Origin of the sequence: Terrabacter sp. GCM10028922, assembly GCF_042666095.1 — a bacterium.
Lineage (GTDB): Bacteria > Actinomycetota > Actinomycetes > Actinomycetales > Dermatophilaceae > Terrabacter.
This window is the reverse complement of record NZ_JBHTFG010000014.1, coordinates 184,413-209,262: the sequence shown is the minus strand read 5'-3', so window position 1 is coordinate 209,262 and position 24,850 is coordinate 184,413. Positions and strand designations below refer to the sequence as shown.

General features: G+C 69.3%; 21 protein-coding genes. 7 read left to right on the top strand and 14 right to left on the bottom strand.

Going from position 1 to position 24,850, the window contains the following annotated elements; translation table 11 throughout:
• Positions 1–197 precede the first annotated feature (197 nt).
• Genes ACFQU3_RS14640 through ACFQU3_RS14615 form a run of 6 tightly spaced genes read right to left on the bottom strand, consistent with a single transcriptional unit; the run spans position 198 to position 5,432 of the window.
• Positions 198–1,097: an SMP-30/gluconolactonase/LRE family protein gene (locus tag ACFQU3_RS14640; protein ID WP_385910985.1), complete on the bottom strand. Its 900-nt coding sequence runs from the start codon at positions 1,095–1,097 to the stop codon at positions 198–200.
• Positions 1,094–2,041: a sugar kinase gene (locus ACFQU3_RS14635; protein ID WP_385910983.1), complete on the bottom strand. Its 948-nt coding sequence runs from the start codon at positions 2,039–2,041 to the stop codon at positions 1,094–1,096. The genes ACFQU3_RS14640 and ACFQU3_RS14635 overlap by 4 nt, the downstream gene beginning before the upstream one ends.
• A gap of 1 nt (position 2,042) precedes the next feature.
• Positions 2,043–2,708, bottom strand: a complete 666-nt coding sequence (locus ACFQU3_RS14630) for a bifunctional 4-hydroxy-2-oxoglutarate aldolase/2-dehydro-3-deoxy-phosphogluconate aldolase (RefSeq protein ID WP_385910981.1) — start codon at positions 2,706–2,708, stop codon at positions 2,043–2,045.
• Positions 2,702–3,847 carry a galactonate dehydratase gene (dgoD, locus tag ACFQU3_RS14625; RefSeq protein ID WP_385910979.1) on the bottom strand — a complete coding sequence of 382 codons (1,146 nt, stop codon included), beginning with the start codon at positions 3,845–3,847 and terminating at the stop codon, positions 2,702–2,704. Before dgoD ends, ACFQU3_RS14630 begins: the two co-directional genes overlap by 7 nt.
• Positions 3,844–4,638 (bottom strand): FadR/GntR family transcriptional regulator, encoded by a 795-nt coding sequence (locus tag ACFQU3_RS14620; RefSeq protein WP_385910977.1) that lies wholly within the window; start codon positions 4,636–4,638, stop codon positions 3,844–3,846. The genes dgoD and ACFQU3_RS14620 overlap by 4 nt, the downstream gene beginning before the upstream one ends.
• On the bottom strand, positions 4,635–5,432 hold the full coding sequence (locus ACFQU3_RS14615) for an SDR family NAD(P)-dependent oxidoreductase (RefSeq protein ID WP_385910975.1): 798 nt from the start codon (positions 5,430–5,432) through the stop codon (positions 4,635–4,637). Before ACFQU3_RS14615 ends, ACFQU3_RS14620 begins: the two co-directional genes overlap by 4 nt.
• 216 nt (positions 5,433–5,648) lie before the next feature.
• Here ACFQU3_RS14615 and ACFQU3_RS14610 point away from each other — a divergent pair, with 216 nt between their 5' ends.
• The 5 genes from ACFQU3_RS14610 (at position 5,649) to ACFQU3_RS14590 (ending at position 12,343) form a co-directional block, all read left to right on the top strand.
• Positions 5,649–6,998, top strand: coding sequence for an ABC transporter substrate-binding protein (locus ACFQU3_RS14610; RefSeq protein ID WP_385910973.1), 1,350 nt, complete (start codon positions 5,649–5,651; stop codon positions 6,996–6,998).
• A 107-nt stretch (positions 6,999–7,105) separates the two neighbouring features.
• Positions 7,106–8,002 (top strand): carbohydrate ABC transporter permease, encoded by an 897-nt coding sequence (locus ACFQU3_RS14605; RefSeq protein WP_385910971.1) that lies wholly within the window; start codon positions 7,106–7,108, stop codon positions 8,000–8,002.
• Entirely contained in the window at positions 7,999–8,943 is a 945-nt protein-coding gene (locus tag ACFQU3_RS14600; RefSeq protein ID WP_385910969.1) for a carbohydrate ABC transporter permease, read from the top strand. The genes ACFQU3_RS14605 and ACFQU3_RS14600 overlap by 4 nt, the downstream gene beginning before the upstream one ends.
• Before the next feature lie 38 nt (positions 8,944–8,981).
• The gene (locus ACFQU3_RS14595) at positions 8,982–11,033 is read left to right on the top strand and encodes a glycoside hydrolase family 2 protein (RefSeq protein WP_385910967.1); all 2,052 of its coding nucleotides are present in this window, start codon (positions 8,982–8,984) and stop codon (positions 11,031–11,033) included.
• Positions 11,034–11,065: 32 nt separating this feature from the next.
• Positions 11,066–12,343, top strand: coding sequence for a cellulase-like family protein (locus ACFQU3_RS14590; protein ID WP_385910965.1), 1,278 nt, complete (start codon positions 11,066–11,068; stop codon positions 12,341–12,343).
• A 49-nt stretch (positions 12,344–12,392) separates the two neighbouring features.
• Here the strand turns inward: ACFQU3_RS14590 and purU are convergent, their stop codons facing one another.
• The 7 genes from purU to glyA are packed head-to-tail and all read right to left on the bottom strand — an operon-like array spanning position 12,393 to position 21,418.
• On the bottom strand, positions 12,393–13,334 hold the full coding sequence (gene purU, locus ACFQU3_RS14585) for a formyltetrahydrofolate deformylase (RefSeq protein ID WP_385910963.1): 942 nt from the start codon (positions 13,332–13,334) through the stop codon (positions 12,393–12,395).
• 27 nt (positions 13,335–13,361) lie between these two features.
• The gene (locus ACFQU3_RS14580; RefSeq protein ID WP_385910961.1) at positions 13,362–14,759 is read right to left on the bottom strand and encodes an L-serine ammonia-lyase; all 1,398 of its coding nucleotides are present in this window, start codon (positions 14,757–14,759) and stop codon (positions 13,362–13,364) included.
• The gene (locus ACFQU3_RS14575) at positions 14,759–15,466 is read right to left on the bottom strand and encodes a sarcosine oxidase subunit gamma (RefSeq protein WP_385910960.1); all 708 of its coding nucleotides are present in this window, start codon (positions 15,464–15,466) and stop codon (positions 14,759–14,761) included. Before ACFQU3_RS14575 ends, ACFQU3_RS14580 begins: the two co-directional genes overlap by 1 nt.
• A complete protein-coding gene (locus ACFQU3_RS14570) occupies positions 15,459–18,494 on the bottom strand; it encodes a 2Fe-2S iron-sulfur cluster-binding protein (RefSeq protein WP_385911072.1) in 3,036 nt (1,011 codons plus the stop codon). The genes ACFQU3_RS14575 and ACFQU3_RS14570 overlap by 8 nt, the downstream gene beginning before the upstream one ends.
• 2 nt (positions 18,495–18,496) lie before the next feature.
• Entirely contained in the window at positions 18,497–18,808 is a 312-nt protein-coding gene (locus ACFQU3_RS14565) for a sarcosine oxidase subunit delta (RefSeq protein ID WP_385910958.1), read from the bottom strand.
• Between the two features lie 19 nt (positions 18,809–18,827).
• Positions 18,828–20,048 (bottom strand): sarcosine oxidase subunit beta family protein, encoded by a 1,221-nt coding sequence (locus ACFQU3_RS14560; RefSeq protein ID WP_385910956.1) that lies wholly within the window; start codon positions 20,046–20,048, stop codon positions 18,828–18,830.
• Positions 20,045–21,418, bottom strand: a complete 1,374-nt coding sequence (gene glyA, locus ACFQU3_RS14555) for a serine hydroxymethyltransferase (RefSeq protein ID WP_385910954.1) — start codon at positions 21,416–21,418, stop codon at positions 20,045–20,047. The genes ACFQU3_RS14560 and glyA overlap by 4 nt, the downstream gene beginning before the upstream one ends.
• A gap of 157 nt (positions 21,419–21,575) precedes the next feature.
• On the opposite strand from glyA, the gene ACFQU3_RS14550 reads away from it, so the two are divergent.
• The gene (locus ACFQU3_RS14550; RefSeq protein WP_385910952.1) at positions 21,576–22,250 is read left to right on the top strand and encodes a GntR family transcriptional regulator; all 675 of its coding nucleotides are present in this window, start codon (positions 21,576–21,578) and stop codon (positions 22,248–22,250) included.
• A 3-nt stretch (positions 22,251–22,253) separates the two neighbouring features.
• On the opposite strand, the gene ACFQU3_RS14545 is transcribed toward ACFQU3_RS14550, so the two are convergent.
• Positions 22,254–23,585, bottom strand: coding sequence for an NAD-binding protein (locus ACFQU3_RS14545; RefSeq protein ID WP_385910950.1), 1,332 nt, complete (start codon positions 23,583–23,585; stop codon positions 22,254–22,256).
• 396 nt (positions 23,586–23,981) lie between these two features.
• Between ACFQU3_RS14545 and ACFQU3_RS14540 the strand changes: the two genes are divergently transcribed.
• A complete protein-coding gene (locus ACFQU3_RS14540; RefSeq protein WP_385910948.1) occupies positions 23,982–24,656 on the top strand; it encodes a GntR family transcriptional regulator in 675 nt (224 codons plus the stop codon).
• Positions 24,657–24,850 lie beyond the last annotated feature (194 nt).

Below are 24,850 nucleotides of genomic sequence, written 5' to 3'. Positions count from 1 at the left end.
GCATCCATCGCGATTCTCACCCCAAGACCTACGACTGTCAGCCCTTTGGGCGTGAAAATCTTTCCCGGCACGCCGCACCGGCTCCGTCCAAAGGGTTGTGCGAGCTCGAGGTGACGCTGAGGCGCGGACACGGCTGCGAAAGCTGCTGCAGGGCAGGAAGGTTCGCCGGGTCTCCTGGCCCCCCCGGCACGCGAGGATCAGGGCTCGGCCCTGGACGTGTCGCGTTGCGCGTAGATGAACCCGGCGGCAGGTGTCCCTGGCGTCTCCACGTCAAGGGCGAAGACGCCACCGGACAGGCCGACCCGGTCACCCGTCAGCCCATACGCTGCCGTCGTCACGAACAGACGGCGCCCGTCGGGCCCACCGAGGCACGGAGCGGTCGGCTGCTGCGCCGGCACCGTCACGGCGTGCTGGAGACTTCCGTCCGGGCCGTACCGGCGGACCTCTCCGGCTCCCCAGACGGCTACCCACAAGCAGCCGGCGTCGTCCACCGTCATCCCGTCCGGCTGCCCGTCGCCTATGCGGACGAACTCCCTTGCAGGACCTAGCTGTCCGGCGTGGTCGACGTTGTGGCGGAAGATGAGACCACGAGCGCTGTCGGCGAGGTACATGGTCGAGCCGTCCGCGGTGAAGGCTGGACCGTTGGGGATGGTGAGCCGGTCGACCACCATGGTGATGGTGCCGTCGTGGTCGACGCGAAACACCGACCCGCCGCCTGGTGTCGCGTCCCACGCCATGCACGTCGCCCAGAACCGGCCGCGGGGGTCGCAGACGCCGTCATTCATCCGTCTCGGCACCCCGCCGGCGGCCGGTCGGCCCAACCACGACAGCTGCGAGTCCTCGGTCAGCAGCGCGATGCCCGTGCCCACCGCGGCCACCCATTCGCCCGGTGAGGACGCGACGGGCGCGACCGCGCCCAGCGAGAGGGGGGCGGTGGACGCCAGAGTGCGAGCGGCGCCCGGGCGATGGCCGTCGGCGGTCAGCAACGTGCCGGAGAGGATGTCGACGAACACGAGGTGACCATCGACCCAGCGAGGTCCCTCGCCGAGCTCCAGCGAGGCCGGGACCCACAGGTCTGCCCGGGCGGGTGCGTTCACCGGCGGGCCTCGTCTCGCGGGCCGCCGACCTGGTCCAGCTCGGCGCGTAGAGGCAGTCCTTCCCAGTCGCCCTGCGCCGAGACAGCGGCGGCGCCCATGACGACGGCACGTTGCAACCGCGCCGCGATGTCACCGCCGTCGAGAAGAGCTGACAGGTAGCCGGCCGTGAACGCGTCACCAGCCCCAACCGTGTTGACCGTCTCCACCGGCACGGAGCCGTGGTCCGCGCGTCCTGCGGCCGTGAAGGCTGACGCACCGGCCGCCCCGCGTTTGACCACCACCTCGACCGGGCCGGCACCGAGGAGCTCTGCGACCGTCTCGTCCTCGGCGGCGCCGTCAGCGACGATCGTCAGCTCGTCCTCGGAGGCGACCACGATGTCGACATCTGGCAGCAGGGGCCGAAGTGCGGATCGTGCCTGAGCCGAGGACCACAGGCTGCTCCGGAAGTTGACGTCGAGACACACCAGCGTCCCCGCCGCGTGTGCTGTTGCCGCGGCGTGCGCCACCGCCGCGGCCGGGCCCGGGCCGAGCGCGGGTGTGATGCCAGTCAGGTGAAGCAGCCGTGGAGCCGACGCCAGGGCCGGGTCCAGGTCGGCCGAGGTGATCCGCGTCGCGGCGGATCCCGCTCGTCGGTAGTGCACGCGCACACCTCCACCAGGGCCACGGTCGAAGAAGACGAGACCGGTCTGTTCACCAGGCGTCGTCACGGCTGTGTCGACGAGAACCCCCTCGGCTCGCAACGAGCGAAGCACGAGCAACCCGAGCTCGTCGTCGCCGACGCGACCCAGCCACCGCACGCGGTGACCCAGTCGTGCCAGCCCGATGGCCACATTCGACTCCGCGCCCGCCACCGAGACGTCCAGCACCGTCGCCATCCGGAGCAGACCGGGCGCACGCAGCGACACCATCGCCTCACCGACCGTCACGACCTCGACCGGTTCCACGTCAGCCTGCCACCGGCCGGGACGAACGCAGCTGCTCCAGCGCAGCGACATAGGCGCGCACTCGGGACCTCAGCTGCTCCAGGCTGCCCCCGTCGGCCGCGTCACCCACCAGCGGTGAACCGACTCCGACGGCGACGGCGCCACTGTCGAGATACTCGAGCGCCGTCTGCAGATCCACCTCGCCCACGGGGACGAACGGGACGTCCGGGAACGGGGCTCGCAGGGCCCGCAGGTAGCCCGGACCGCCAAGGCCGGCGGGAAAGAGCTTGACGGCGCTCGCGCCCATCCGCACGGCAGCGATGACCTCGCTGGGTGTCAGCGCGCCGACCAGGACCGGCAAGCCGAGCGCGATCCCCGTCTCCGCGCCGGCGCACAGGCCGGGTGTCACCAGGAAGGTCGCACCGGCATCCGCGCTCGCCCGCGCGTCGTCCGCGGTGAGGACGGTGCCGGCGCCGACTCTGGCGGTGCTGGGAGCGTGCGCGGCGGCATCCGCAATCACCTGTAGCGCGTCGGTGGAGGTCAGGGAGACCTCGAGCAGGCTCACGCCTTCGTCGAGCAGGGTCTCGACGGTGTCGCGAGCGGCGTCGGGAGCGTGGCCTCGGACGATCGCCAGCAGCGGGCTCCTGGCGTGGTCCTCGAAGACCTTCGGTCTGGACGTGGTCACCATTCGGCGAAGCTTCCGTCGTCGTGGAGCCAGGTGGGAGAACGCCATTCGTGGCCGCGCGCATCGGCCTGCCGGACCGACTCCTCGTCGATCTCGATGCCCAGACCGGGCCCGGTCGGCCGGCGGATGTACCCGTCGTCGAAGTGGAACACCGCGGGGTCGACGAGGTGGTCGAGCAGGTCGCTGCCCGCGTTGTAGTGGATGCCGAGGCTCTGCTCCTGGATGAGGAAGTTCGGGGTCGCGAACGCGATCTGCAGACTGGCCGCCAGCGCGATGGGGCCGAGCGGGCAGTGCGGCGCCATCGCGGTCCCGTGCACCTCGGCCAGGGCGGCGATGCGTCGCACCTCGCTGATGCCGCCCGCGTGGCTGATGTCCGGCTGCGCAACGGCGATGCCGCTGTCGAGGGCCTGGACGAAGTCCCAGCGTGAGTAGAGGCGTTCCCCGGCGGCAATCGGCACCGTGGTGCCCTCGATGACGCTGCGCAGGTGCTGACGTTCCTCGGGCACGAGGGGCTCTTCGACGAACAAGGGCTGGAGGGGCTCGAGCAGCCGGAGCAGACGTCGCGCGTTGGGACGTGTGACGCGTCCGTGGAAGTCGATCGCGAGGTCCCGATCCGGGCCGAGCACGGAGCGCGCGATGCTGGCGCGTTCGACCACGGCGGCGAGGTCGGCCGATGACGCGATCGGGCTCATGCGCCCTGACGCGTTCATCTTCACCGCGGTGAACCCGGCCTCGACCTGTTCCCGCACCGCGTCCTCGATCTGCGACGGGTTGTCACCGCCGACCCACGAGTAGATGCGGACCCGGTCTCGGACGGGGCCTCCGAGGAGCTCGTGCACGGGAGCGCCCCGCACCTTCCCTGCGATGTCCCACAGCGCCTGGTCGAGACCGGCCACGGCGCTGGAAAGCACTGGCCCGCCACGGTAGAAGCCACCTTTCGTGAGGACCTGCCAGTGGTGCTCGATCTGCAGGGGGTCCTGCCCGATGAGCAGCTCGGACAGCTCGTGGACGGCGGTGCGTACCGTGGCGGCTCGTCCCTCGATCACGGGTTCGCCCCAGCCCACCACTCCTTCGTCCGTGCTGACCCGGCAGAACAGCCACCGTGGCGGGACGAGGAACGTTTCGATCTCGGTGATCTTCACTGGGCCTCCAGCAGGTTGGTTGCCTCGCTGGCGCGTGCCAGGGCAATGTCGGTGGTGGACTTCGCGAGCAACGCCCCCGCGGCCAGCGCGGCCGCTTCTGCATCGCCGGTGCAGATCGCGTCGAGAACGGCGGCGTGCGCGGGGGTCGGGTCATCGTCCGACATGGCGCCGTGCACCAGTCGGTCCCTGGCCGCGAGCCCCGGCCCGAGCACCACCTCCATGCGCACCAGAAGCTCGTTGTGCGTCGCTCCCAGCAGCGCGCGGTGGAAGGCCAGGTCAGCGGTGACGGCTTCCCCCTCCCCAGCGGCGGCCAGCGCCATCTGGTCGAGCGCGGCCTGCATCGCTGCGATGTCGGAGTCATCTCGTCGCACGGCGGCCAACCGCGCACTCGCGGGCTCGACGATCGCGCGCACCTCGGCGAGGTCGTCGAGGAACTGGCTGTCGCTCCGGTCCTCGAACTGCCACCGCACGACATCCGGGTCCAGCAGGCGCCACTCGGCTCTCGGCCGGATGAACGTCCCACGTTTGGGACGCGCGTCGACGAGTCCCTTGGCCTTGAGCACTTTCAACGACTCCCGCACCACCGTGCGGCTGACATCCATCTCGTGCTCCATGGCGACGACATCGAGGGTGTGCCCCTCCGGGAGCTCGCCGCCGACGATGCGCCGGCCCAACCGCTCGACGACCTCGCCGTGCAGGCCACGACCCTCGTAGCCTCCCGGCGACTGATCTCTGCCCATGCCCGAACCCCTCTCTCGTAGCCCTGAAGACGCGGGCTGCTCGCCGCTCATGCCGAATCCTTCGTGACGCTCCAGCCGCCGTCGACCACCAGGCTCGCGCCCGTGACGAAGGAGGCATCGGGGGAGGCGAGGAACGCGACGGCCGCGGCGACCTCGGCGGGCTCCCCGAGCCGACCCAGCGCGGTCGCTGCGGCGCTTGCAGCCTGGTCCGCATCACTGACACGGTCCCAGGCGCCGGTGCGGACAGGCCCGGGCAGCAGCGCGTTGACCCGGACCCGCGGGGCGTACTCGACCGCCAGCTGGCGGGCCAAGGCTGTCAGCCCACCTTTGGCCGCCGCGTAGGCCGGGTGTCCGGGAATGCCTGTGTGCGCGTGAACGGAGGACACCAGAACGACGGACGCGCCGCCAGGCATGGGGGAGTCTCGAAGACGCGGAAGACACGTGCGGAAGCCCAAGAACGCCCCTGTCAGGTTGACCGCCATCTGACGCTCCCACGACGCCAGGGTCAAGGTCCCGGCCTCCTCGACCTCGACGGTGAACGCATTGCTCACCAGCACGTCGATCTGCCCCCCGGCCGCGGTCAGGACTGCGTCCCAGCCACGGTCGTCGGCAACGTCTGCCACGACGGCACGCGCCTGCCCACCCTGCCGCCGGATCTGCTCGCAGCCGGCCTCGACGTCAGCCCGCACGTCGGCGAGCAGGACGACAGCGCCCTCAGCGGCGAGCCGGTCCGCGGTGGCAGCCCCGATGCCCGATGCGGCGCCCGTCACGACAGCGAGGCGGCCGGCGAACCGGCTGGAGGGGAACGCAGGGTCGTGCCGCGCGCGCGGCGTCTGAGCGGTCAAGGCGACAGGTCCTTCGGGTCGTCGGGGCATCGGTCTGGGGTGTGCCGATGACACGAACGTACAACAAAACATTTAGTATGACTATTTATTGACAGCGGGCGTTGGCGCGGGCCAGACTTCCTAGCGACCAGAGACGCTCGGCCCGACGGCGACTTCATTGCCCGGCGAGCGCTTGATCGACCACGGCGGCGCCGTGGACACAGGTGAGGAGACGACATGAGGCGCATCGCGACTCATCGCCGCGGAGCACGACGCGTGCTTGCGGCAGCTGCGGGCGTGCTGATGCTTGCGGCATGCAGCCAGAGCCCGACGAGTGGGCCGTCGGGTGCGACGACACCCGAGGCGCGCACACCCGGGGAGAAGGTCCAGCTGACGTTCTGGTCGTGGGTTCCCGGTGTGGACAAGGCCGTTGCCCTGTGGAACCAGGAGAACCCGGACGTCCAGGTGAAACTCGAGAAGATCCCGTCCGGCAGCGCGGGCGGCTACGCCAAGATGCACTCCGCCCTGAAGGCTGGAAACGGGGCGCCTGACCTGGCGCAGGTCGAGTACCAGGAGATCCCCGGGTTCCTGCTCGAGAACGGGCTCGTGGACCTGAGCGCCTACGGCGCCGGATCCGACAAGGACAAGTTCGTCGACTGGCAGTGGGCGCAGGGCGTCTTCGGCAACGGCATCTACGCCATTCCGCAGGCTTCAGGGCCGATGGGCTTCTTCTACCGAGCCGACCTGTTCCAGAAGTGGGGCATCGCGCCACCGAAGACGTGGGAGGACTTCCGCGCAGCCGCCCAGACGATCCGGCAGAAGGACCGGAAGGCGTACATCTCCACCTTCCCGCCGGGCAACTCGGCGTGGTTCACGGCCTTGGCCTGGCAGGCCGGCGGCCGGTGGTTCGGCGTCAACGGGGACACGTGGACGGTGAACATGGACAACGCGCCCACGCAGAAGGTGGCGAACTACTGGGACCAGATGGTCAAGGACGACCTCATCAAGACGGAGCCCGACTTCGCCAACGGCTGGTACAAGGACCTCCAGGAGGGCAATGTCGTCGGCTGGGTCAGCGCCCAGTGGGGTGACGCGATCCTGTCCGGCAATGCGCCGAAGACGGCCGGCAAGTGGCGCGTCGCGCCGATGCCCCAATGGGACGGATCCTCCTTCGCTTCAGCGAACTGGGGCGGGTCGTCCACCGCCGTTCTCACCGGGGCCAAACACCCGAAGGAGGCCAAGGACTTCGCCGTCTGGCTCAACACGGACCCCGAGAGCATCGACCTCCTCATCGCGGGAGGCTACGGGTGGCCCGCCGCCAAGGACGCCTTCAGCGGCACCGCCCTGGACCGCGCCTACCCGTTCTTCGGTGGTCAGAGGATCAACGACGTCTTCGCGGCCGCTGACAAGGCGATCGACCGCCAGTGGTCGTGGATCCCGACGACTGCGAGTGCCTACCAGCACCTCAACGACGGCTTCCAGAAGGCCATCAACGGACAGGGCACCTTCGCGTCGGCCGTGCAGGACGCCCAAGCCGCCACGGTCGCAGACCTGAAGTCCAAGGGACTGCAGGCCAGCACGCCCTGAGTCGCTGGCGGTGGGCGGCCGTGCCGGGCGCCCACCGCCGGCCGGCCCCAGCCAGACCGGACGCGCCGGACACCCCGGACTCCCCGGCCGCCCAACGTGAGGACATCATGAGCTCCCGCAGATCACACCGCCGAGCCGCCGGCTTGTTCCTGGCTCCCTTCATGGCGATGTTCACCCTGTTCTTCGTCCTGCCGATCGGTTACGCCCTGTTCCAGAGCCTTCAACGCGTCGAGCGAACGGGCCCCCTCGGGATGGGCGGCTCCAGGACGGTGTTCGCCGGACTGGCCAACTACGAGGCCGCCGTGACGGATCCCGCGTTCGTGGACAGCGTCCTGCGCGTCCTGCTCTTCGGCGCCGTCCAAGTGCCCCTGATGATCGGCCTGGCGACCGTGCTGGCGCTGCTGCTCGACTCCGCGTCGGCTCGCGCCGTCGGGATCTTCCGCAGCGCCTACTTCCTCCCCTACGGGGTCCCCGGAATCATCGCGTCCATCCTCTGGGGCTTCCTCTACGTCCCGGGCGTCAGTCCCATCGTCGACCTGCTGGCCTCGGCGGGGATCCAGGTGAACTTCCTCAGCTCGGACAACGTGCTGTGGTCCATCGCGAACATCGTCACCTGGGAGTTCGCCGGCTACAACATGCTCGTCATCGTCGCCCAGCTCAAGGCCATCAACAGCGACCTGTACGAAGCCGCCCGCATCGACGGGGCGAACGCGTGGCACATCGTCCGTCACATCAAGATCCCCCTGATCCGTCCGGCGCTGGTCCTCACCACGGTGTTCACCATCATCGGGACGTTGCAGCTCTTCGCCGAGCCGCTCGTCCTGCGGCCGCTGGCCAACGGGATCAGCGCCTCGTACACCCCCAACCTCGCCGCCTACTCGCAGGCGTTCGTCAACAACAACTACAGCCTTGCTGCCGCGCAGTCGGTGCTGCTCGCTTTGGCGGCCTGCGTGCTCTCGTTCGGCTTCCTCAGCCTGACCAGCAGGGGAGGTGCAGACCGATGAGCGCGACCGCACAGCAACAGTCCTCGCCGGTCGGGGCTCACCCGGAGGGCACGCTGGAAGACGTCTCGGGCGCGAGGGAGACGCCGGCAGTGCGACGCCGCTGGGCCCCGCTTCGGTGGCGCATCCTCGTCGTCGGCGTGCTGGTCGTGTTCGCGTGCTACTTCCTGCTGCCGGTCTACTGGCTCGCGGTCGCGGCAACGAAGAGCACCGGCGACCTCTTCGGCACGTTCGGACTCACGTTGGCCAACCCACGCCTGTGGGAGAACGTCACCAACGTGCTCACCTACGACGGCGGCATCTACCTGCGCTGGGCTGCGAACAGCGTGCTGTATGCCGGCACCGGCGCACTCGTCAGCACCCTGCTCGCGGCGATGGCTGGGTTCGCCCTGGCCAAGTACGAGTTCCCGGGCCGAGAGGTCCTCTTCAAGGTCATCCTTGCTGGCGTCCTCATCCCGGGAACCGCTCTGGCTCTGCCGCTCTTCCTCCTCTTCAGCAGGGTCGGCCTGACCGACACCTACTGGGCCGTGCTGCTGCCCTCGGTGGTGAACCCGTTCGGGGTGTACCTGTGCCGCATCTACGCGGCGTCCGCGGTGCCGGACTCGCTGCTGGAGTCGGCCCGGATCGACGGGGCCGGCGAGGTCCGCATCTTCTGCACGTTGGCGCTGCGGATGATGGGCCCCGCGCTGGTCACCATCTTCCTGTTCCAGTTCGTCGGCATCTGGAACAACTACTTCCTACCGCTGGTCATGCTGTCCGACCCGGAGCGGTACCCCATCACCTTGGGCCTGACCTCATGGCAGTCCTTCGCCGACCGACAGCCGGAGCTGTACCAGCTGACCGTCGGCGGGGCGTTCCTGTCGGTCATCCCCCTCATCGCCGCGATGCTCCTCCTCCAGCGCTTCTGGCGCGGGGGACTTACCGAAGGAAGCGTGAAGGAATGATCGGCTGGTCGACCAGACACACCGCGGGCTCCCGAACGGTGATCCGCCGAACGTGCGCCCTCAGTGCCGCCCTCGTCACCGTCGTCGCGTCGACGTTCGCCGCGGGGACCCTCGGAGCGCCTGGCGCGTCCGCGGCTCCGGTTCGCGTGGCCGCCCAGTCCGCCCTGCCCGGCAGCGGAACGCCGCCACACGGTGACCGGGAACCGGCTGACACGACCATCACGAACATCGACGGCACCTCTGTGGTCACGCAGTACGGAGGGGTCGTGCCTGCCTTCGACGGGTACGACACCCCGCAGCCGACCCGTGGCTACGCGCACCTGGACGGGCCCTGGAGCTTCCGCTTCGACCCCGACGGCGTCGGGGAGCGGCAGGGATGGCAGCGCCAGCAGACCGACACCTCGGGCTGGGACACCATCGAGGTGCCGTCCTCCTGGGACCTGAAGGACACCCCGGGCTTCGGCAGCTACGACGGGACGAACTTCGGTCAGGGAACGGCCTTCCGTGACGGGTACGCCTGGTACCGCGTCACCGCACGCATTCCCGAGGCGTGGGCAGGCGACCAGGTCCGCCTGAGCTTCCTCGGTGTCAACTACCGCGCCGACATCTGGGTCAACGGCCGCTACGTCGGCGCCCACGAAGGCGGCCACACGCCGTTCGCGCTACCCGTCACACAGTACGTACGCCACGGCCAGGACGCGACGATCGCGGTGCGGGTGCACCGGCGCGCGTCGTACACGAGCTACCAACCCGGAGGAGCCGCAGTCACCGATCCTCTTGCCGTTCCATGGAAACCGGTCGACTACTGGCCCTATGCCGGCATCACGCGCTCCACGTGGCTCGAGGCTGTCCCCACCGTGTCCATCCCCAAGATCCTCGTGTCCGCGCGCGACGGACGCCTCGACGCACGGGTCGTGGTGGAGAACCGCGGAACGGACCCCGCCCGTGGGCGAGTGACCTTCAACCCGGGCGCCGCCGCAGGAGCAGCTTCCGTGACCACACCCGTCGACGTGCCCGCACAGTCGGTCCGCGCCGTACGCGTGAACCTGGCCATCCCGACCGCGCCGCAGTGGTCGACGGACTCGCCCCAGCTGATCACTGCCACCGCGCAGCTCAGGCTCGGGTCGACCGTGTCGGCTCGACCTGTCACGGACCAGCTGACCGCGACGTACGGCGTCCGCTCCGTCGACGTCGCCGACGCCACCCTGAAGGTGACCGGCGCCCCGGTCTTCCTCAAGGGACTGAACTGGCACGAGGAGACCGCTGTCAGCGGACGGTCGATGACGCGCGCCGAGTACGACGCCGAGCTTGCCCACGTCAAGGACACCGGTGCCAACTTCGTGCGCAACGCGGTGTACAACCGCCACCCGTACGCCTATCGCTGGACGGACGAACACGGCGTCTACGTCATGGACGACATCGACAACATGTGGATGAACACCGAGCAGGAGGCCCTGCAGACCAGCAGCTATGGGCTCTCGCGGGCGCTCGCCACCACGATGGCGTGGAACCAGCACAACAACCCGTCGGTGATCGTGTGGGGCCTGCAGAACGAGTCCGAGATCGACGGCGGCGGTGCGCCTGTCTACCGGGCCTGGCTCAAGGACATGAAGGATGCCGTCAAGGCCGTGGACCTGCAGGACCGGCCCGTCACGTGGGCGTCCAGCACGACGAACGACCCGGCCTTCGACCTGGCCGATGTCATCGGCTTCAACGAGTACTTCGGCTACTTCTACGGAGGGAACACCGACCTCGGTCCGGCGATCGATGCGGTCCATGCCACCCATCCGAAGGCGCCCATCCTCATCACCGAGAACGGCTCATGGTCCTACCTCGGCCATCACGGGCCGGCCACCGAGCAGGGCACCGAGGAGTGGCAGGCCGCGAACCTCGAGTCGCGCTGGGCCCAGTCGACCGCCCGCAAGGACTACGTCGCGGGGTACACCTTCTGGGTCCTGAAGGACTACAAGCAGCGGTCCGGTTACAACCAGACGTTCAACGGCATCTCTGCGATGGGGCTCCTCGGCTTCGACTCCACCACACGGCGCGCTGCCTACGACACGTTCGCAGCGGCGCACAACCCCCGTTGACCGACACCATCACCACCGAAAGGTCTGTCTCCGTGTCTCCGACCCATCCCATCGGCGTTCCCAGTCACCTGCCGCCGCGTCTGACCATCACGCTCTGGGACTTCTCCTGGTACACCATGGCCTCGACCCATGAGCCGTTCCACGATCTCGACGCCGCCTTCGACGAGGCGGTCGCCCGCGGCTACAACACCGTTCGCATCTGCGCCATGCCGTACCTGCTGTTCGGCGAGCACGGCATCGACACCACCGCGCTGCCGTTCGCGTCCATGGGTGACGGCGTCGGCTTCGGGACCCGTTGGTACGACGTCACCGGCGGGGTTGTGCTCGACGGACGGCGGCGCCTCACCGACCTGTTCGAGGCCGCGCGCCGACACGACTGCTTCGTGGTCCTGTCCTCGTGGGAGTACCAGCAGAGCCCTGCGTTCCTCGCAGGCCGAGAGTGGTACGACGCACTGGCCGCCGTTCCGGTCACCGCGCGACATCACGTGATGGCCACTGCGATGGCGGACCTCGTGCAGTACCTCAAGGACCACGACCTGGCCGACCGGATCGCGTACGCCGAGCTGCACAACGAGGTCGACCTCAGCAGGATCAAGGACGTGGACGGCTCCGACGGCGGGGCCTACTGGCCGCAAAGGCCGTTCGTCTCCGACGCCGTGGAGCTCATGCAGCAACGGCACCCCGACGTCCTCGCGACCGCCTGCTACGGCATACCTCCGCACCTTGACATGGGCTCGGTGCCGGACAACGGGCAGGTCGGCCACTTCCACATCTACGTCTACGGCGTCCTGGCGGCCCTGGAGCAGTGGGCGGGCGTTCGTCAGCCGCCGCCCGCATTTCCCTCGCGGAACCTGCAGGACCTCATGCGTCATGACGCCCCCGCCTTCGAGGACTACGTGAAGCGGACCGAGCCGTGGCGTTTGGAGGCCACCGGGGTGTCAGCGAGCATGTTCTACAGCTACGACTGGATCGACACGGCACGGTGGGACCGATGGCTCTACGAGAACTACGGGCAGTGGCGTGAAGCGATGAGGCAGGCGCTCGACGACCGACTCACGGTGCTCGCGCAGTGGTCCGACAGCCACTCGGTGCCCCTGGTCATCGGCGAGGGCTGGATCGGGTACACCCCGCTGCACGCCGAGTTCGAGGACGGGCCGGTGGGTCAGGGGCTGGCCGAGGACGCCGTCCGACGGTGCATCGAGGTGGGTGCGTGGGGGACCGTCCTCGGCTCCAACTCCGCACCGCACCATCCCGGCTGGCAGAACGTGCCCTGGCAGCAGCGTTGGAACAGGGAGTTCCTGGGCTCGTAGCCGTCTGTGTCACAGGGGGATCGATGAGCGCGTTCAGGCGCTCGCACGGTCAGCGCAGGATGACCGTGCGGTTTCCGTGCAGGAGGATCCTGTTCTCGCAGTGCCAGCGGACCGCGTTGGACAGGGCCTTGCACTCGGTGTCCCGGCCGGCGGCGGCGAGGTCCTCCGGGGTGTCGGCGTGGTCCACCTGGCGGACCTGCTGGTCGATGATCGGCCCCTCGTCGAGGTCGACGGTCACGTAGTGCGCGGTCGCCCCGACCGTCTTGACGCCGCGGTCGTAGGCCTGGTGGTAGGGCCGGGCTCCTTTGAAGCTGGGCAGGAACGAGTGGTGGATGTTGATGGCCCGACCCGTCAGGTGCTGCACGAGGTCGTGGCTGAGGATCTGCATGTAGCGGGCCAGGACCACCAGCTCGACGTCGTATGCCTCGATGAGGTGGAGCAGCTCGGCCTCCGCCGCCGGCTTGGTGTCAGCCGTGACCGGGACATGGTGAAACGGGATGCCGTGCCACTGGACGAGCGACTCGTGGTCGCGGTGGTTGGACACGACTGCCACGACGTCGATGGGCAGGTCCCCGACGCGCGCGCGAAAGAGCAGGTCGTTGAGACAGTGCGCGAACTTCGACACCATGATCAGCACCCGTCGACGCTGGCCCGCCGGTCGCAGCTCGAACTGCATCGCGTACTCCCCGGCTACCTCCGCGAACGTTGCGCGCAGCCGGTCGAGCTGGGCGTCAGGTCCCACGACATCGGCGTGCGGCCCCGCGACGGTCGGGACCGAGAAGTGGACACGGAGAAAGCACCACTGCCGGCGCGGATCGTCGAACTGCTTGAGCTCTCTGATGTCTCCGGCATGCTCGACGAGGAAGCCGGCGACAGCGTTGACGATGCCGGGGCGCTGAGGGCAGTCCAGGGTCAGGACGTAGCCGGCGTCAGTGGTGGACATCGTTGCTGTACCGGACGACTGCCCGGTCGAGGTGTTCACATCGGTCATGTCCTCGTCCTCCTGACTCGTTCGGGTTCAGCACTCGATGACGTTGACGGCGAGGCCGCCGCGGGAGGTCTCCTTGTACTTGACCTTCATGTCGCGGCCGGTCTCGCGCATGGTCTTGATGGCCTGGTCGAGGCTGACCTTGTGCTCTCCGGTGCCGTGCCGTGAGAGCCGCGCGGCGTTGATCGCCTTGACCGACGCGATGGCGTTGCGTTCGATGCACGGGATCTGTACGAGGCCACCGACGGGGTCACACGTCAGGCCGAGGTTGTGCTCGATGCCGATCTCGGCCGCGTTCTCGACCTGCTCCGGGGTGCCGCCGAGGACGGCGCACAGGGCGGCCGCGGCCATCGAGCAGGCAGACCCGACCTCACCCTGGCAGCCGACCTCCGCGCCGGAGATGGAGGCACCGAGCTTGAAGAGGATCCCGACGGCGGCCGCAGTCAGCAGGAACTCGACGACCTTGTCCTCGTGGTCGTCGACGAAGCGGGTGAAGAAGTGCAACACCGCGGGGATGATGCCCGCGGCGCCGTTGGTGGGCGCGGTGACGATGCGCCCACCCGAGGCGTTCTCCTCGTTCACCGCCAGGGCGTAGAGGTTCACCCACTCCATCGCCCAGAGCGGGTCGAGCACGGGCCGGCCACCCTCGCGGGCGGCGGCCTCCTGCTCGCGCAGGCGTGCTCGCAGCTCGGGAGCACGACGGCGCACCTTGAGACCGCCCGGCAGGGTGGTCTCCGTCCGCGTGCACCCACTCTCGACACACTCCTGCATGACGTCCCACAGGTGCAGCAGCTGGGTGCGCACCTGCTCGTGCGTCCGCCAGGAGAGCTCGTTGGCCATCATCACCTCGGCGATGCTGAGCCCACTCTCTCGACACCTGTCCAGCAGCTCGCGTCCGGTGCTGAACGGGTAGCGGACCTCCGTGGAGTCCTCCACGACCCGGTCGCTGCCGGAGGCCTGCTCGTCGACGACGAAGCCGCCACCCACGGAGTAGTAGGTGCGTCTCAGCAGTGACCGGCCCGAGCCGTCGTACGCCTCGAACGTCATGCCGTTGGGGTGGGTGGGCAGCGTCTCGCGTCGGTGCAGCACGAGGTCGTTGTCCGCGTCGAAGGCGATCTCGTGGCTGCCGCACAACGACAGGGTCCCGTCGGCGCGCACCTGCGAGACCCGCTCCATCGCGCGTTCGGTGTCGACGGTCTCCGGGTCCTCGGCCTCGAGGCCGAGCAGGACGGCGCGGTCCGACCCGTGCCCGTGCCCCGTCGCCCCGAGCGACCCGAAGAGCTGAGCGTGCACTCGACGCGTCTCCTCGAGCAGACCGATCTCCTTCAGCGACAACGCGAACCGCCGCGCCGCCCGCATCGGACCCACCGTGTGTGACGAGGAGGGCCCGATGCCCACGGAGAACAGGTCGAGGGCACTCAGCGCCATCAGTCGAACTCGCGCATGCCGTCGAGCAGCCAGCGGGCGACGAACTCGGTGAAGGAGGCGCGCGGCATGACCTGCCACGTGTCCTCACCGGTGCGCCACAGGATGACCTGGACGGACTCAAGCAGCGTGGACACCGCACGGCCGACAGGGAACTCGCGCGGGTGCAGGTCGAGCTGGATGACCTTGTCGAGCACCGCTCGCGCGCGAGGCCCGGACAGCTCGAGTGTCGCTCGGTTGGCTGACACGTCGACGACCTGACCGCGCTGCCCGTCGAGGGCGGCGCCCGCGGCATTCACGAGCTCACGGCCGCTCTCGCCGGTGACCGCCTCGTCGCCGAGCACTGCCAGCCACTCGTCGGGCCCCAGCCAGATGACGTCGACGGGGCACCCGGGGCCGCGCTCGCCGGAGCTGACGGTCCCGACCCGTTCGGGAAGGGGCGCGCCCAGGACGTGTCCGAGGGCCTCCACCGCAGCCGGCGACCCCGCTCGCAGGGCGAGGTGGGTGGCGAACGGCAGCTCTCGCAGGCTGACCGACTCTCGCGAGCCCGCCGCCATGAGCTCGGTGAGCTCTGCGCCGGGGCTGCGCCGGTGCTTCAGGGGGTCGGTGGTCCGAGTCGACACCGGGGCGCTGTACGGGGCGGCATGGCTCGACGTGGTCGGCTCGGTCGAGCGCTCGGTGGTGGGCTCTGTGGTCGTGGACTCAGCCATCTCGTCGTGCACCTTCCTTGTCGTAGAGCACCGGTTCGTGGACCTCCACCTCGGCAAACTGCCCCTCGAACGAGGCGAGCAGGGTCTGTCCGATGCGGGCGGGGCCGTCCTTGACCAGGGCCAGCGCGAAGCTGCGTCCGAGAGCCTGGCTGTGGTAGCTCGACGTGACGAACCCGAGCATGGGGATGGGGGCCTCGGGCAGGCCCTCACCGGGGTAGCTGCCGAGGGCCTCGCGCTCGATGAGCTGGGCGCCCTCGGGCAGTCGCAGGGAGCGGTCGACGGGCAGCACGCTGACGAGCTGCTTGCGGCCCGGGGCGGTGTGCGAGCTGCGGGAGAACGAGCGCTTGCCGACGAACTCCTTCGTCTTGCTCACCACCCAGTCCATCCCCAGGTCGTGGGGCGTGATGGTGCCGTCGGTGTCCTGCCCGACGATCGGGTAGGCCTTCTCGGCGCGCAGCACGTGCATGGTCTCGGTGCCGTAGGGCGTGATGTCGAACTCCTCGCCGGCGGCGGCGACGTCGTTCCAGATCTTGAGCCCGTACCAGCGGGGCACGTTGATCTCGTAGGCGAGCTCTCCGGAGAACGTGATGCGGCAGATGCGCGCCTCGATCCCGGAGACGAGGGTGGTCTCACGGAACTCCATGAACCCGAAGCCCTCCTTCGACACGTCGAGGTCGGGGGCGAGCTTCGCGATGACGTCGCGTGACCGAGGGCCGACGACGGCGACCGTCGACCACTGCTCCGTGACGGAGGTGAAGGTGACGTCGAGCTCGGGCCACTCGGTCTGGCTCCACTCCTCGAGCCAGTCGAGCACCTTGGCCGCCCCACCCGTGGTGGTGGTCATGAAGAAGCGGTCGTCTGCCAGGCGCAGGGTGACGCCGTCGTCGAAGACCATGCCCGCTGCGGTGCACATGACGCCGTAACGGGCCTTGCCCACCGGCAGCTTCAGGAAGGGGTTGGTGTAGATCCGGTTCAGAAACTCGGGCGCGTCCGCACCGCGGATCTCGATCTTGCCGAGGGTGGTGGCGTCCATGAAGGCGACACCCTCGCGGGCGGCGCGGCACTCACGTGCGACGGCAGCGTCCATGTCCTCCCCGCTTCGCGGGTAGTACCACGGGCGCTTCCACTGTCCGACGTCCTCGAACAGGGCGCCGTGCTCGACGTGCCACGCGTGGGCGGGGCTGGTGCGTGCGGCGTCGAACAGCTCGCCTCGGCCCCGGCCGGCGAGGGCGACGAACGCAACCGGCGTGAAGGGGGCGCGGAAGGTCGTCGTGCCGATCGCGCCAGGGGTCGGCCGCTTGGCCGATGCCGCCCCCTGTGTCTTGGCGGCAGGATCCTGTCCGGGCTGTCCCGTGGGGATCGAGGCCGTGTCGTTGCCGGAGAGCACCTGCGTCAGCAGCCCGATCGTGTTGACGCCGCCGATGCGGCCCTGGTCGACGCCGGTGCTGATGGAGGTGTACCGCTTGACGTGCTCCACGGAGTGCATCCCGGCGACCGTGGCGCGCAGCACGTCCGCGGCGGTGTTGTCGCGGCTGAGGTCGACGAAGTGCCGGTCGAAGGACCCGTCGGCGGCCGGCACGGCCCACAGCTGACGGACCCGCCCGGCCGCGCCGTGCTGACGGGCGAGACGCACCTCCGGGCTCTCGGCCAGCGACGCCGCGGGCTCGGCGGGGACGGGGAACCCGGCGGCCTCCGCCGCCGCACGCCCGGCCCGTTCGCCCTCCGCGAGGCAGTCGATGGTGGAGTAGCTGCCGTTTCCGGCGCCGGCAACGAGCTGGTTGCGGACCTCGCCCGAGGGCACGAAACCGGCCAGCTCGTCATCCCACCGCAACGGACCCTGCCGTTGGCTGTGCAGGTTGACGTTCGGGGTCCATCCGCCTGACACGGCCACGAGGTCGCACTCGAGAGTCTGCCCGGCGCCAACCGGCTGGCCGTCGGCGTCGATCGGCGCGATGGTGACCGCGCTGACGGCGTCGACGCCTTCGACGGCCGTGACCGCGGACGAGGTGTGTACGGCCATTCCGGCGCGCAGAGCACCCTGCTGGGCACTGCTGGGAGCCGTCATCTGCTCACGCGCGTCGACGAGGGTCACGTGCGCACCGGCATGGGCGAGTGCGTGGGCGGCTTCGTACGCAGAGTCGTTCGTGGTGAACACGACGACGTCGCGCCCGGGCACGGCACCCCAGCGGTCGGCGTACGCGCGAGCGGCGGAGGCGAGCATGATGCCGGGAACGTCGTTGTCCGCGAAGACGATCGGCCGTTCGAAGGCGCCAACCGCCAGCACCACCTGGCGGGCGGAGACGTGCCACACGCGCTGGCGTGACACACCGTTGCGAACTGGCTCTTCGGCCGCGTCGTCCGGCGGCTGGCCCTCCGGACGGTGCTCGACGGCGATGAGGTAGTTGTTGTCGTAGCTGCCGAACACGCAGGTGCGCGTCAGCACCGTGGTCTCGGGGGCGGCGTCGAGCTCGTCGCGGACACTCGCGACCCACTCGACCCCGGGCCGGCCTTCGACCATCGCGGTGCGGTCCGACAGGAGCGACCCGCCGAGTGCGAAGTCCTGCTCGAAGAGCATCACGCGTGCCCCGCCGGCGGAGGCTGCACGCGCGGCGGCGAGCCCCGCCGGGCCGGCCCCGATGACGGCCACGTCGGTGTGCACGTGGACCTTGTCGTACTCGGCTGGGTCGGGACGCTCGTCCAGCACGCCGATGCCGTCGAGGAGCGTGACGTCCATGCCATCGGTCAGCTCGAGGGTGGTGGCGGGCAGCATGGACTCGTTGTGCGCGCCGTTGACCCGCACGAAGGCGTTGGGTTCCTCGACGCCCGCGGTCAGGATGCCGCGGGGTCGGCGCAGGTAGATCGAGTCGCCGACGCGGAGGCGACCGTTCGCGACGAGCGCGGACGCGAGGGTGTCACCGGCGAGACCGGTGAGGGTGGTTCCGTCGACGGTGAAGGTCAGCGGGCGGGAACGGTCGATCGCGCCACCCTTGGGACGTCGGTTGGGCTGCGTCGGTGAGGTGAGGTCCATGCTCATGCCTCCTGCCTGCTCGTGGTGGGTGCTGGTGCGACTCGGTCGGGGCGGGCCTGGTCGAGGCGGTAGACGTGCTGGATCTCGTACGTGCGGGTGTTGCGGATGGCGTTGAACCACCTGCGGCAGCCGGCGGAGTGCATCCACCGTTCGGCATAGGAGCCCTGGGGGTTGTCGCGGTAGAAGAGGTACTGCGCCCATTCCTCGTCGGACAGGGCGTTCGGGTCCTCCGGGTAGGCGACATGTGCCTGACCGCCGTAGGCGAACTCCGGCTCGTTGCGCGGGCCGCAGTAGGGGCACTCGATGAGCATCATGATGGAAGTCCCTTTCGCGTCAGTGGGCCACGGCGGCGGCGCCGTGCTCGTCGATGAGGTCGCCGCTGACAAAGCGCTCGAGCCCGAAGGCGCGGTTCAGCTGGTGAGGTTCGTCGTGGGCGATGGTGTGCGCGTAGGCCCAGCCGGCGCCCGGCACCGCCTTGAAGCCGCCGGTGCCCCAGCCGCAGTTGACGTACATCTGGTCCACCGGGGAGCGGCCCATGATCGGGGAGGCGTCGAGCGTCACGTCGACGATGCCGCCCCAGGTGCGCAGCAGGTGGGCCCGGGCGAAGATCGGGAAGAGCTCTACGGCCGCCGACATCTGGTGCTCGATGACGTGGAACGAGCCGCGCTGGCCGTAGCCGTTGTACGAGTCGACGCCGGCGCCCATGACGAGCTCGCCCTTGTGGGCCTGGGAGACGTAGACGTGCACGTGGTTCGACATGACGACGGTGGGGTGCACCATCTCGTGAAGCTCGGAGACCAGGGCCTGCAGGGGATGCGACTGGATGGGCACACGGAACCCGGCCATGTCGGCGAGCACGGAGGTGTGTCCGGCGGCGCACAATGCGACCTTGCCGGCGTTGATCCGTCCCCGGGAGGTCTCGACCCCGACGACGCGGTCGCCGTCCATCACGAAGCCGGTGACCTCGCAGTTCTGGATGAGGTCGACGCCCAGCTCGTCCGCCCGGCGGGCGTAGCCCCAGGCGACCCAGTCGTGCTTGGCGATGCCGGCCCGCGGCTGGAAGGTGCCGCCCATGACGGGATAGCGGATGTCGTCGTTGATGTTGATGATGGGGCACAGCTCCTTGACCTGCTGCGCGTCCACCCACTCGGCGTCGACACCGTTGAGGCGGTTCGCCTCGACCCGCCGGACCGAGTCTCGCTGGTCCTGCAGCGTGTGGGCGAGGTTCAGCACGCCGCGCTGGGAGAAGAAGATGTCGTAGCCGAGCTCCTGCTCGAGGCCCTCCCACAGCTTGAGGGAGTGCTCGTAGATGGCGGCGGACTCGTCCCACAGGTAGTTCGACCGGATGATCGTCGTGTTGCGGGCCATGTTGCCGCCGGCGAGCCAACCGCGTTCGAGCACAGCCACGTTCGTGATGCCGTGGTTCTTGGCCAGGTAGTAGGCGGTGGCCAGGCCGTGGCCGCCGCCCCCGACGATCACGACGTCGTAGCTCTGCTTCGGCTCGGGGTTGGACCAGAGGAAGTCAGGGTGCTGGGGGAGCTCGCGCTGGTTCACGCCAGGCCTCCTTGGATACCGGGGTAGAGCGGGAATCGGGCGGTCAGGGAGTCGACCCGGGCGCGCAGGGCCGGCAGGTCGGCCGTCCCCGGCGGGGCGGCCAGGACGGTGGCGATGATGTCGGCGACCTCCTCGAAGGCCTCCGTGTCGAAACCGCGCGTCGCCAGGGCGGGGGTGCCGATCCGCAGGCCCGAGGACACCATCGGCGGGCGTGGGTCGAAGGGCACGGCGTTGCGGTTGACCGTGATGCCGATCGAGTGCAGCAGGTCCTCGCCCTGCTGGCCGTCGAGCTCGGAGTGGCGAAGGTCGACGAGCACGAGGTGCACGTCCGTGCCTCCGGTCAGCACGCTGATGCCGCGCGCGGCGACGTCCGTGGCCTTGAGGCGGTCGGCGAGGATCGCGGCTCCCTGCAGCGTGCGGGCTTGCCGCTGCGCGAACTGCTCGGTGGCGGCGAGCTTGAAGGCGACGGCCTTGCCGGCGATGACGTGCTCGAGCGGGCCGCCCTGCTGGCCCGGGAACACGGCAGAGTTGATCTTCTTGGCGATGTCGGCGTCGTTGGTCAGGATGATGCCGCCGCGCGGGCCGCCGAGGGTCTTGTGCGTGGTCGAGCTGACGACGTGGGCGTGCGGCACCGGCGACGGGTGCAGCCCGGTGGCAACGAGCCCGGCGAAGTGCGCCATGTCGACGAAGAGAACGGCGCCCACCTCGTCGGCGATCCGACGGAACTCGGCGAAGTCGAGCTGGCGCGGGTAGGCCGACCACCCGGCGATGATCATCGCGGGCCGGTGCTCCTTGGCCAGCCGCTCCACCTCGGCCATGTCGATCAGGTGGGTGTCCTCGCGGACGCCGTAGCCGACGATGTTGTAGAGGCGACCGGAGAAGTTGAGGCGCATCCCGTGCGTCAGGTGCCCGCCGTGGGCGAGCTCCAGGCCGAGGATGGTGTCGCCGGGACGCAGGAGCGCGTGCATGACCGCGGCGTTGGCCTGCGCGCCGGAGTGGGGCTGGACGTTCGCGAACTCTGCGTCGAAGAGCGCCTTGACGCGCGCGATGGCCAGCGACTCGACGACGTCGACGTGCTCGCAGCCGCCGTAGTAGCGCCGACCCGGGTAGCCCTCGGCGTACTTGTTGGTCAGCACCGAGCCCTGTGCCTGCATGACGGCGACGGGAGCGAAGTTCTCCGAGGCGATCATCTCGAGGGTGTCCTGCTGGCGCTCGAGCTCGTGACCGATCGCGGCCGCCACCTCGGCGTCCACGTCCGCGAGGGCACCGTTGAGAGCACCGCCCAGCTCACGGTCGGGCGCGCCGTCGACGGCGCCGTCGAGGGGGCGGTCGGGGAGCACCGTGGTCTGGGTTGGTCCGTCGATCGTCATCTCACCACTCCTGATATCTGCCTGGTCGGCGACTGATATATCAATCTCGGTGCTACGATATGTCTAACGCGGCTCACGGTCAATGGGTTCGCCGGCCCCGTCTCGGCGTGGCCTACGGTGGCGGTGGCCAAGGCCGCCGGACGAGGGGAGAGCAGCAATGAGTGTCGATGCGGTGGTCAGTGGGTCCAGCCAGGACACCTACGCCTCGATGGCCGAACGGGCTTACCACGAGATCCGCGACCGGCTGATCATGCTGGACATCGCCCCTGGTGCGCCGATCAACGAGCAGGCCCTCGCCCTCGAGCTGGGCATAGGCCGCACCCCGGTCCGCGAGAGTCTCAAGAAGCTCGAGCTCGACCACCTCGTCGTGGCCTACCCGCGGCGCGGCACGTTCGCGACCCAGGTGGACATCACCGACCTCGCCGCGGTGTCCGAGATGCGTACCGTGCTCGAACCTCTTGCCGCCCGCCGAGCCGCGACGACCGCGCGCCCCCAGAGCCGTCAGGCGCTGCTGACCAAGGCCGACCAGATCGAGCAGATGGACGGCGGGCGAGAGAGCAACCGGGCCCTCATGCAGTACGACATCGACGTGCACCGTCTCATCTACAGCGCCGCGGGCAACGAGCATCTCGAGGAGACCCTTGTCCGCCTCGACAACCTCGCGACCCGCATCTGGTGCGTCGTGCTCGACCGGCTCCCGTCGATCGAGGAGCACATCCGCGAGCACATCGACCTGCTCCGTGCCATCGCCAGTGGTGATGGCGACCGCGCGGCGGAGCTGGCTCTACAGCACGCCGTGCACTTCGAGAGGTCCATCCGCCGCGTGCTCTAATGGTCAGCCCCGTCGCTGGGTGCCTGCGTCAAGGCTGAGCGGCTGCTTCCCGCCCACGGTGGCGCATTCGCATCTGGACGGACGATGGGATGCCAGCTCTCCCTCTTCGACGATGGCGTGGACAGCGCCTTCTTCGCAGAAGCTGAGCGAGGGGGGTCGGCCTGTCGCGTGGAGCATGGCCACCATCGCGGCGAGGGCGGACACGTCAACCACTCGGCCGATACGGAAGAGGGACCGGGTCTCGGCGATGACGGGGTCTTCGCCGGCTCGCAGGATGACGCGCGCGCCGGGTGCCGTTGCCAAAGCAGTGATGGCGATGGCGACGTTGTCCGACTCGTCCGAGCCGAGCGCCACGAGCGCCGTGGCGTGGCCCAGTCGGACGCGCGCCAGCGTCGCTCGGTCCTCCGCGTGACCGATGATGACGGGGATGCCGGCGTTTCGGGCCAGTCGGAGATTCTCGGCGTCCGGGTTGCGCTCGATGGCGACCGCTGGCACGCCGAGGCTCTGCAGCGTCAGACAGGTACGCAGTCCGACCTGGCCCAACCCGGCCACCACGACGTGGCCACGGCGCGGAAGCGCAAGGCGGCCGATCACGCCGATGGTCCGTGTGGACATGAGCCAGTCGACCAGCCCGGCGATGAAGGTGCCGGTGAACACGATCGCGGCCAGCATGAACGCCGCCGCCAGGATGAGATACCAGGAGGGGGCCGGATGGCGGTCGGCGTCTCCCGGACCGACCGTTGAGACGGTCCGGCTCGCGGCGTAGAACGCCTCGACCGGGGACACGTGCAGGACGACGACCGTGAGCAGCCAGTCCACCAGCAAGATGGTGGCGAGGCCGAGCAGCCCACTGAGCAGGAGCCCCGGGGAGCCGCCGTGCCAACGGGGCACCAGGCGTTCCCAGCCACGCCATCGTGCCTTCTCCGGTCGCCACGGGCGCTCGGTAAGTGTCTGGGCGCCGGCGCCGCGTGAGACGAGCACTGGGCCGCGCGCCGTGTCACGGATGGCCAGGGCCCCGTCGACCAGGGCGGCGCCGACGATGGAGGCGCAGGACACGTCCGCCGGCGAGGTCGTGACGCAGTTCGGGACGACCTTCGCGAGATGTGCCGAGACCGTCCTGTCGAACACCGTCGTGACGATGCGCAGGCCGGGGTGGAGGTGAGACGCAAGAAGGGCGTAGCGCAGGGCCTGCACGTCGGAGTGGACGATCACGACGAGTGCGTCGACGTCGCGTTCCAGCGCTTCCGCGACATCCTTCTCCGTGGGTTCGAGCAGATGCGTGACCACCGAGGAGCGCTCCCGCAACAGCGAGCAGGCCAGGCGCGTTGCCTCCATGTCACCGATCACGACCACCCGGCTGGTTCCCGGTCGGGAGGAGGCCGCCTGGCACAGCTGGGGCACCTAAGGCACCGCCCTGAAGACTCGGTAGGTGTGCGGCACGGATGTCTCCATCTGGGGGAGCGCCGCCGTGACGGAGCCCGTCGCCTGTCGGCTGAAGTCGGGGGAGGGGTATGCGGCTGGGCTGCGGTGAACGGCTGCCGCCGCCTCATGACGCGCTGAGTCTGACATGTGATCACATCGAGGGCAAGGCCAGTTCCATAGCTGCGCGCGCCGACGCGTCGCCCTCGTGCGACGGTCGTGTCGTGTTGTCCGGGGGCAGTCGACAAGCTATGTTTGTGATCACATTCTGTCGTCCGCCCGGAGGGTCGGACGTTGCCAGGAAGGATCTGGATGTCGTCCGGTCAGCTCGCAGGACCTGCCAAGCCGGCCCTGGTTGCCGACCAGGTCTATGAGGTCATCTCCAACGCGATCTTCACGGGCGAGCTGCCGGGAGGTAGCCGGCTCAGGATCCGGGACCTGGCCGCCATGTGCGGCACCAGCGTGATGCCCGTGAGAGACGCGATTCGCCGCCTCGAGGAGGAGGGCCTGGCCACGAGCAGCCCGCACAAGGGCGCGATCGTCCGTGACTTCACCACCGCCGAGCTCCTTGAGATCTATGACGTGCGACTGACTCTGGAGGTGGAGGCGACGCGAAAGGGCACCCCGAGAGTCACCGAGGACGCGATCGAGGCCATGCGGGCCACCTGTGCCCGCATGCAGCAGGCCGTGTCCGAGGAGCGTGTCCAGGACGCCCTCGACGAGGACGAGAGTCTCTTGCGTCACCTGTACTCGGCAGCTGGGAACTCCGTCCTGACGGGACTGATCGAGACTCTCTGGCTCCAGTGCCGGCCGTACAAGATGATCGGTGCCACGGCCGCCATCCAGGCCGGCGACCAGTCTCTCTGGACACCCCAGCCCGAGCTCGTGGAGGCCGTGGCCCGGCGTGACGTCCGAGGAGCCATGCGCATCACCCGCGACTCAGTGATCAGCGCTCGACGTCGGCTCGAGGCCACGATCGACCACTGACGACCACTGACGACCACTGACGACCACTGACCGGGCGTCCGTCCGACTGGGGCGGGAAGCGGCGGCCATCGGAAAGGTGCGCTTCCAGGGTTGTTGTGATGTGTGATCACATCTAGAGTGTGATCACACAAGGTCGAGCTGCCAGGTCAAGGGGGCTGTCCGGCCACGACCCTGAGGCTCACCGCACCCCACAG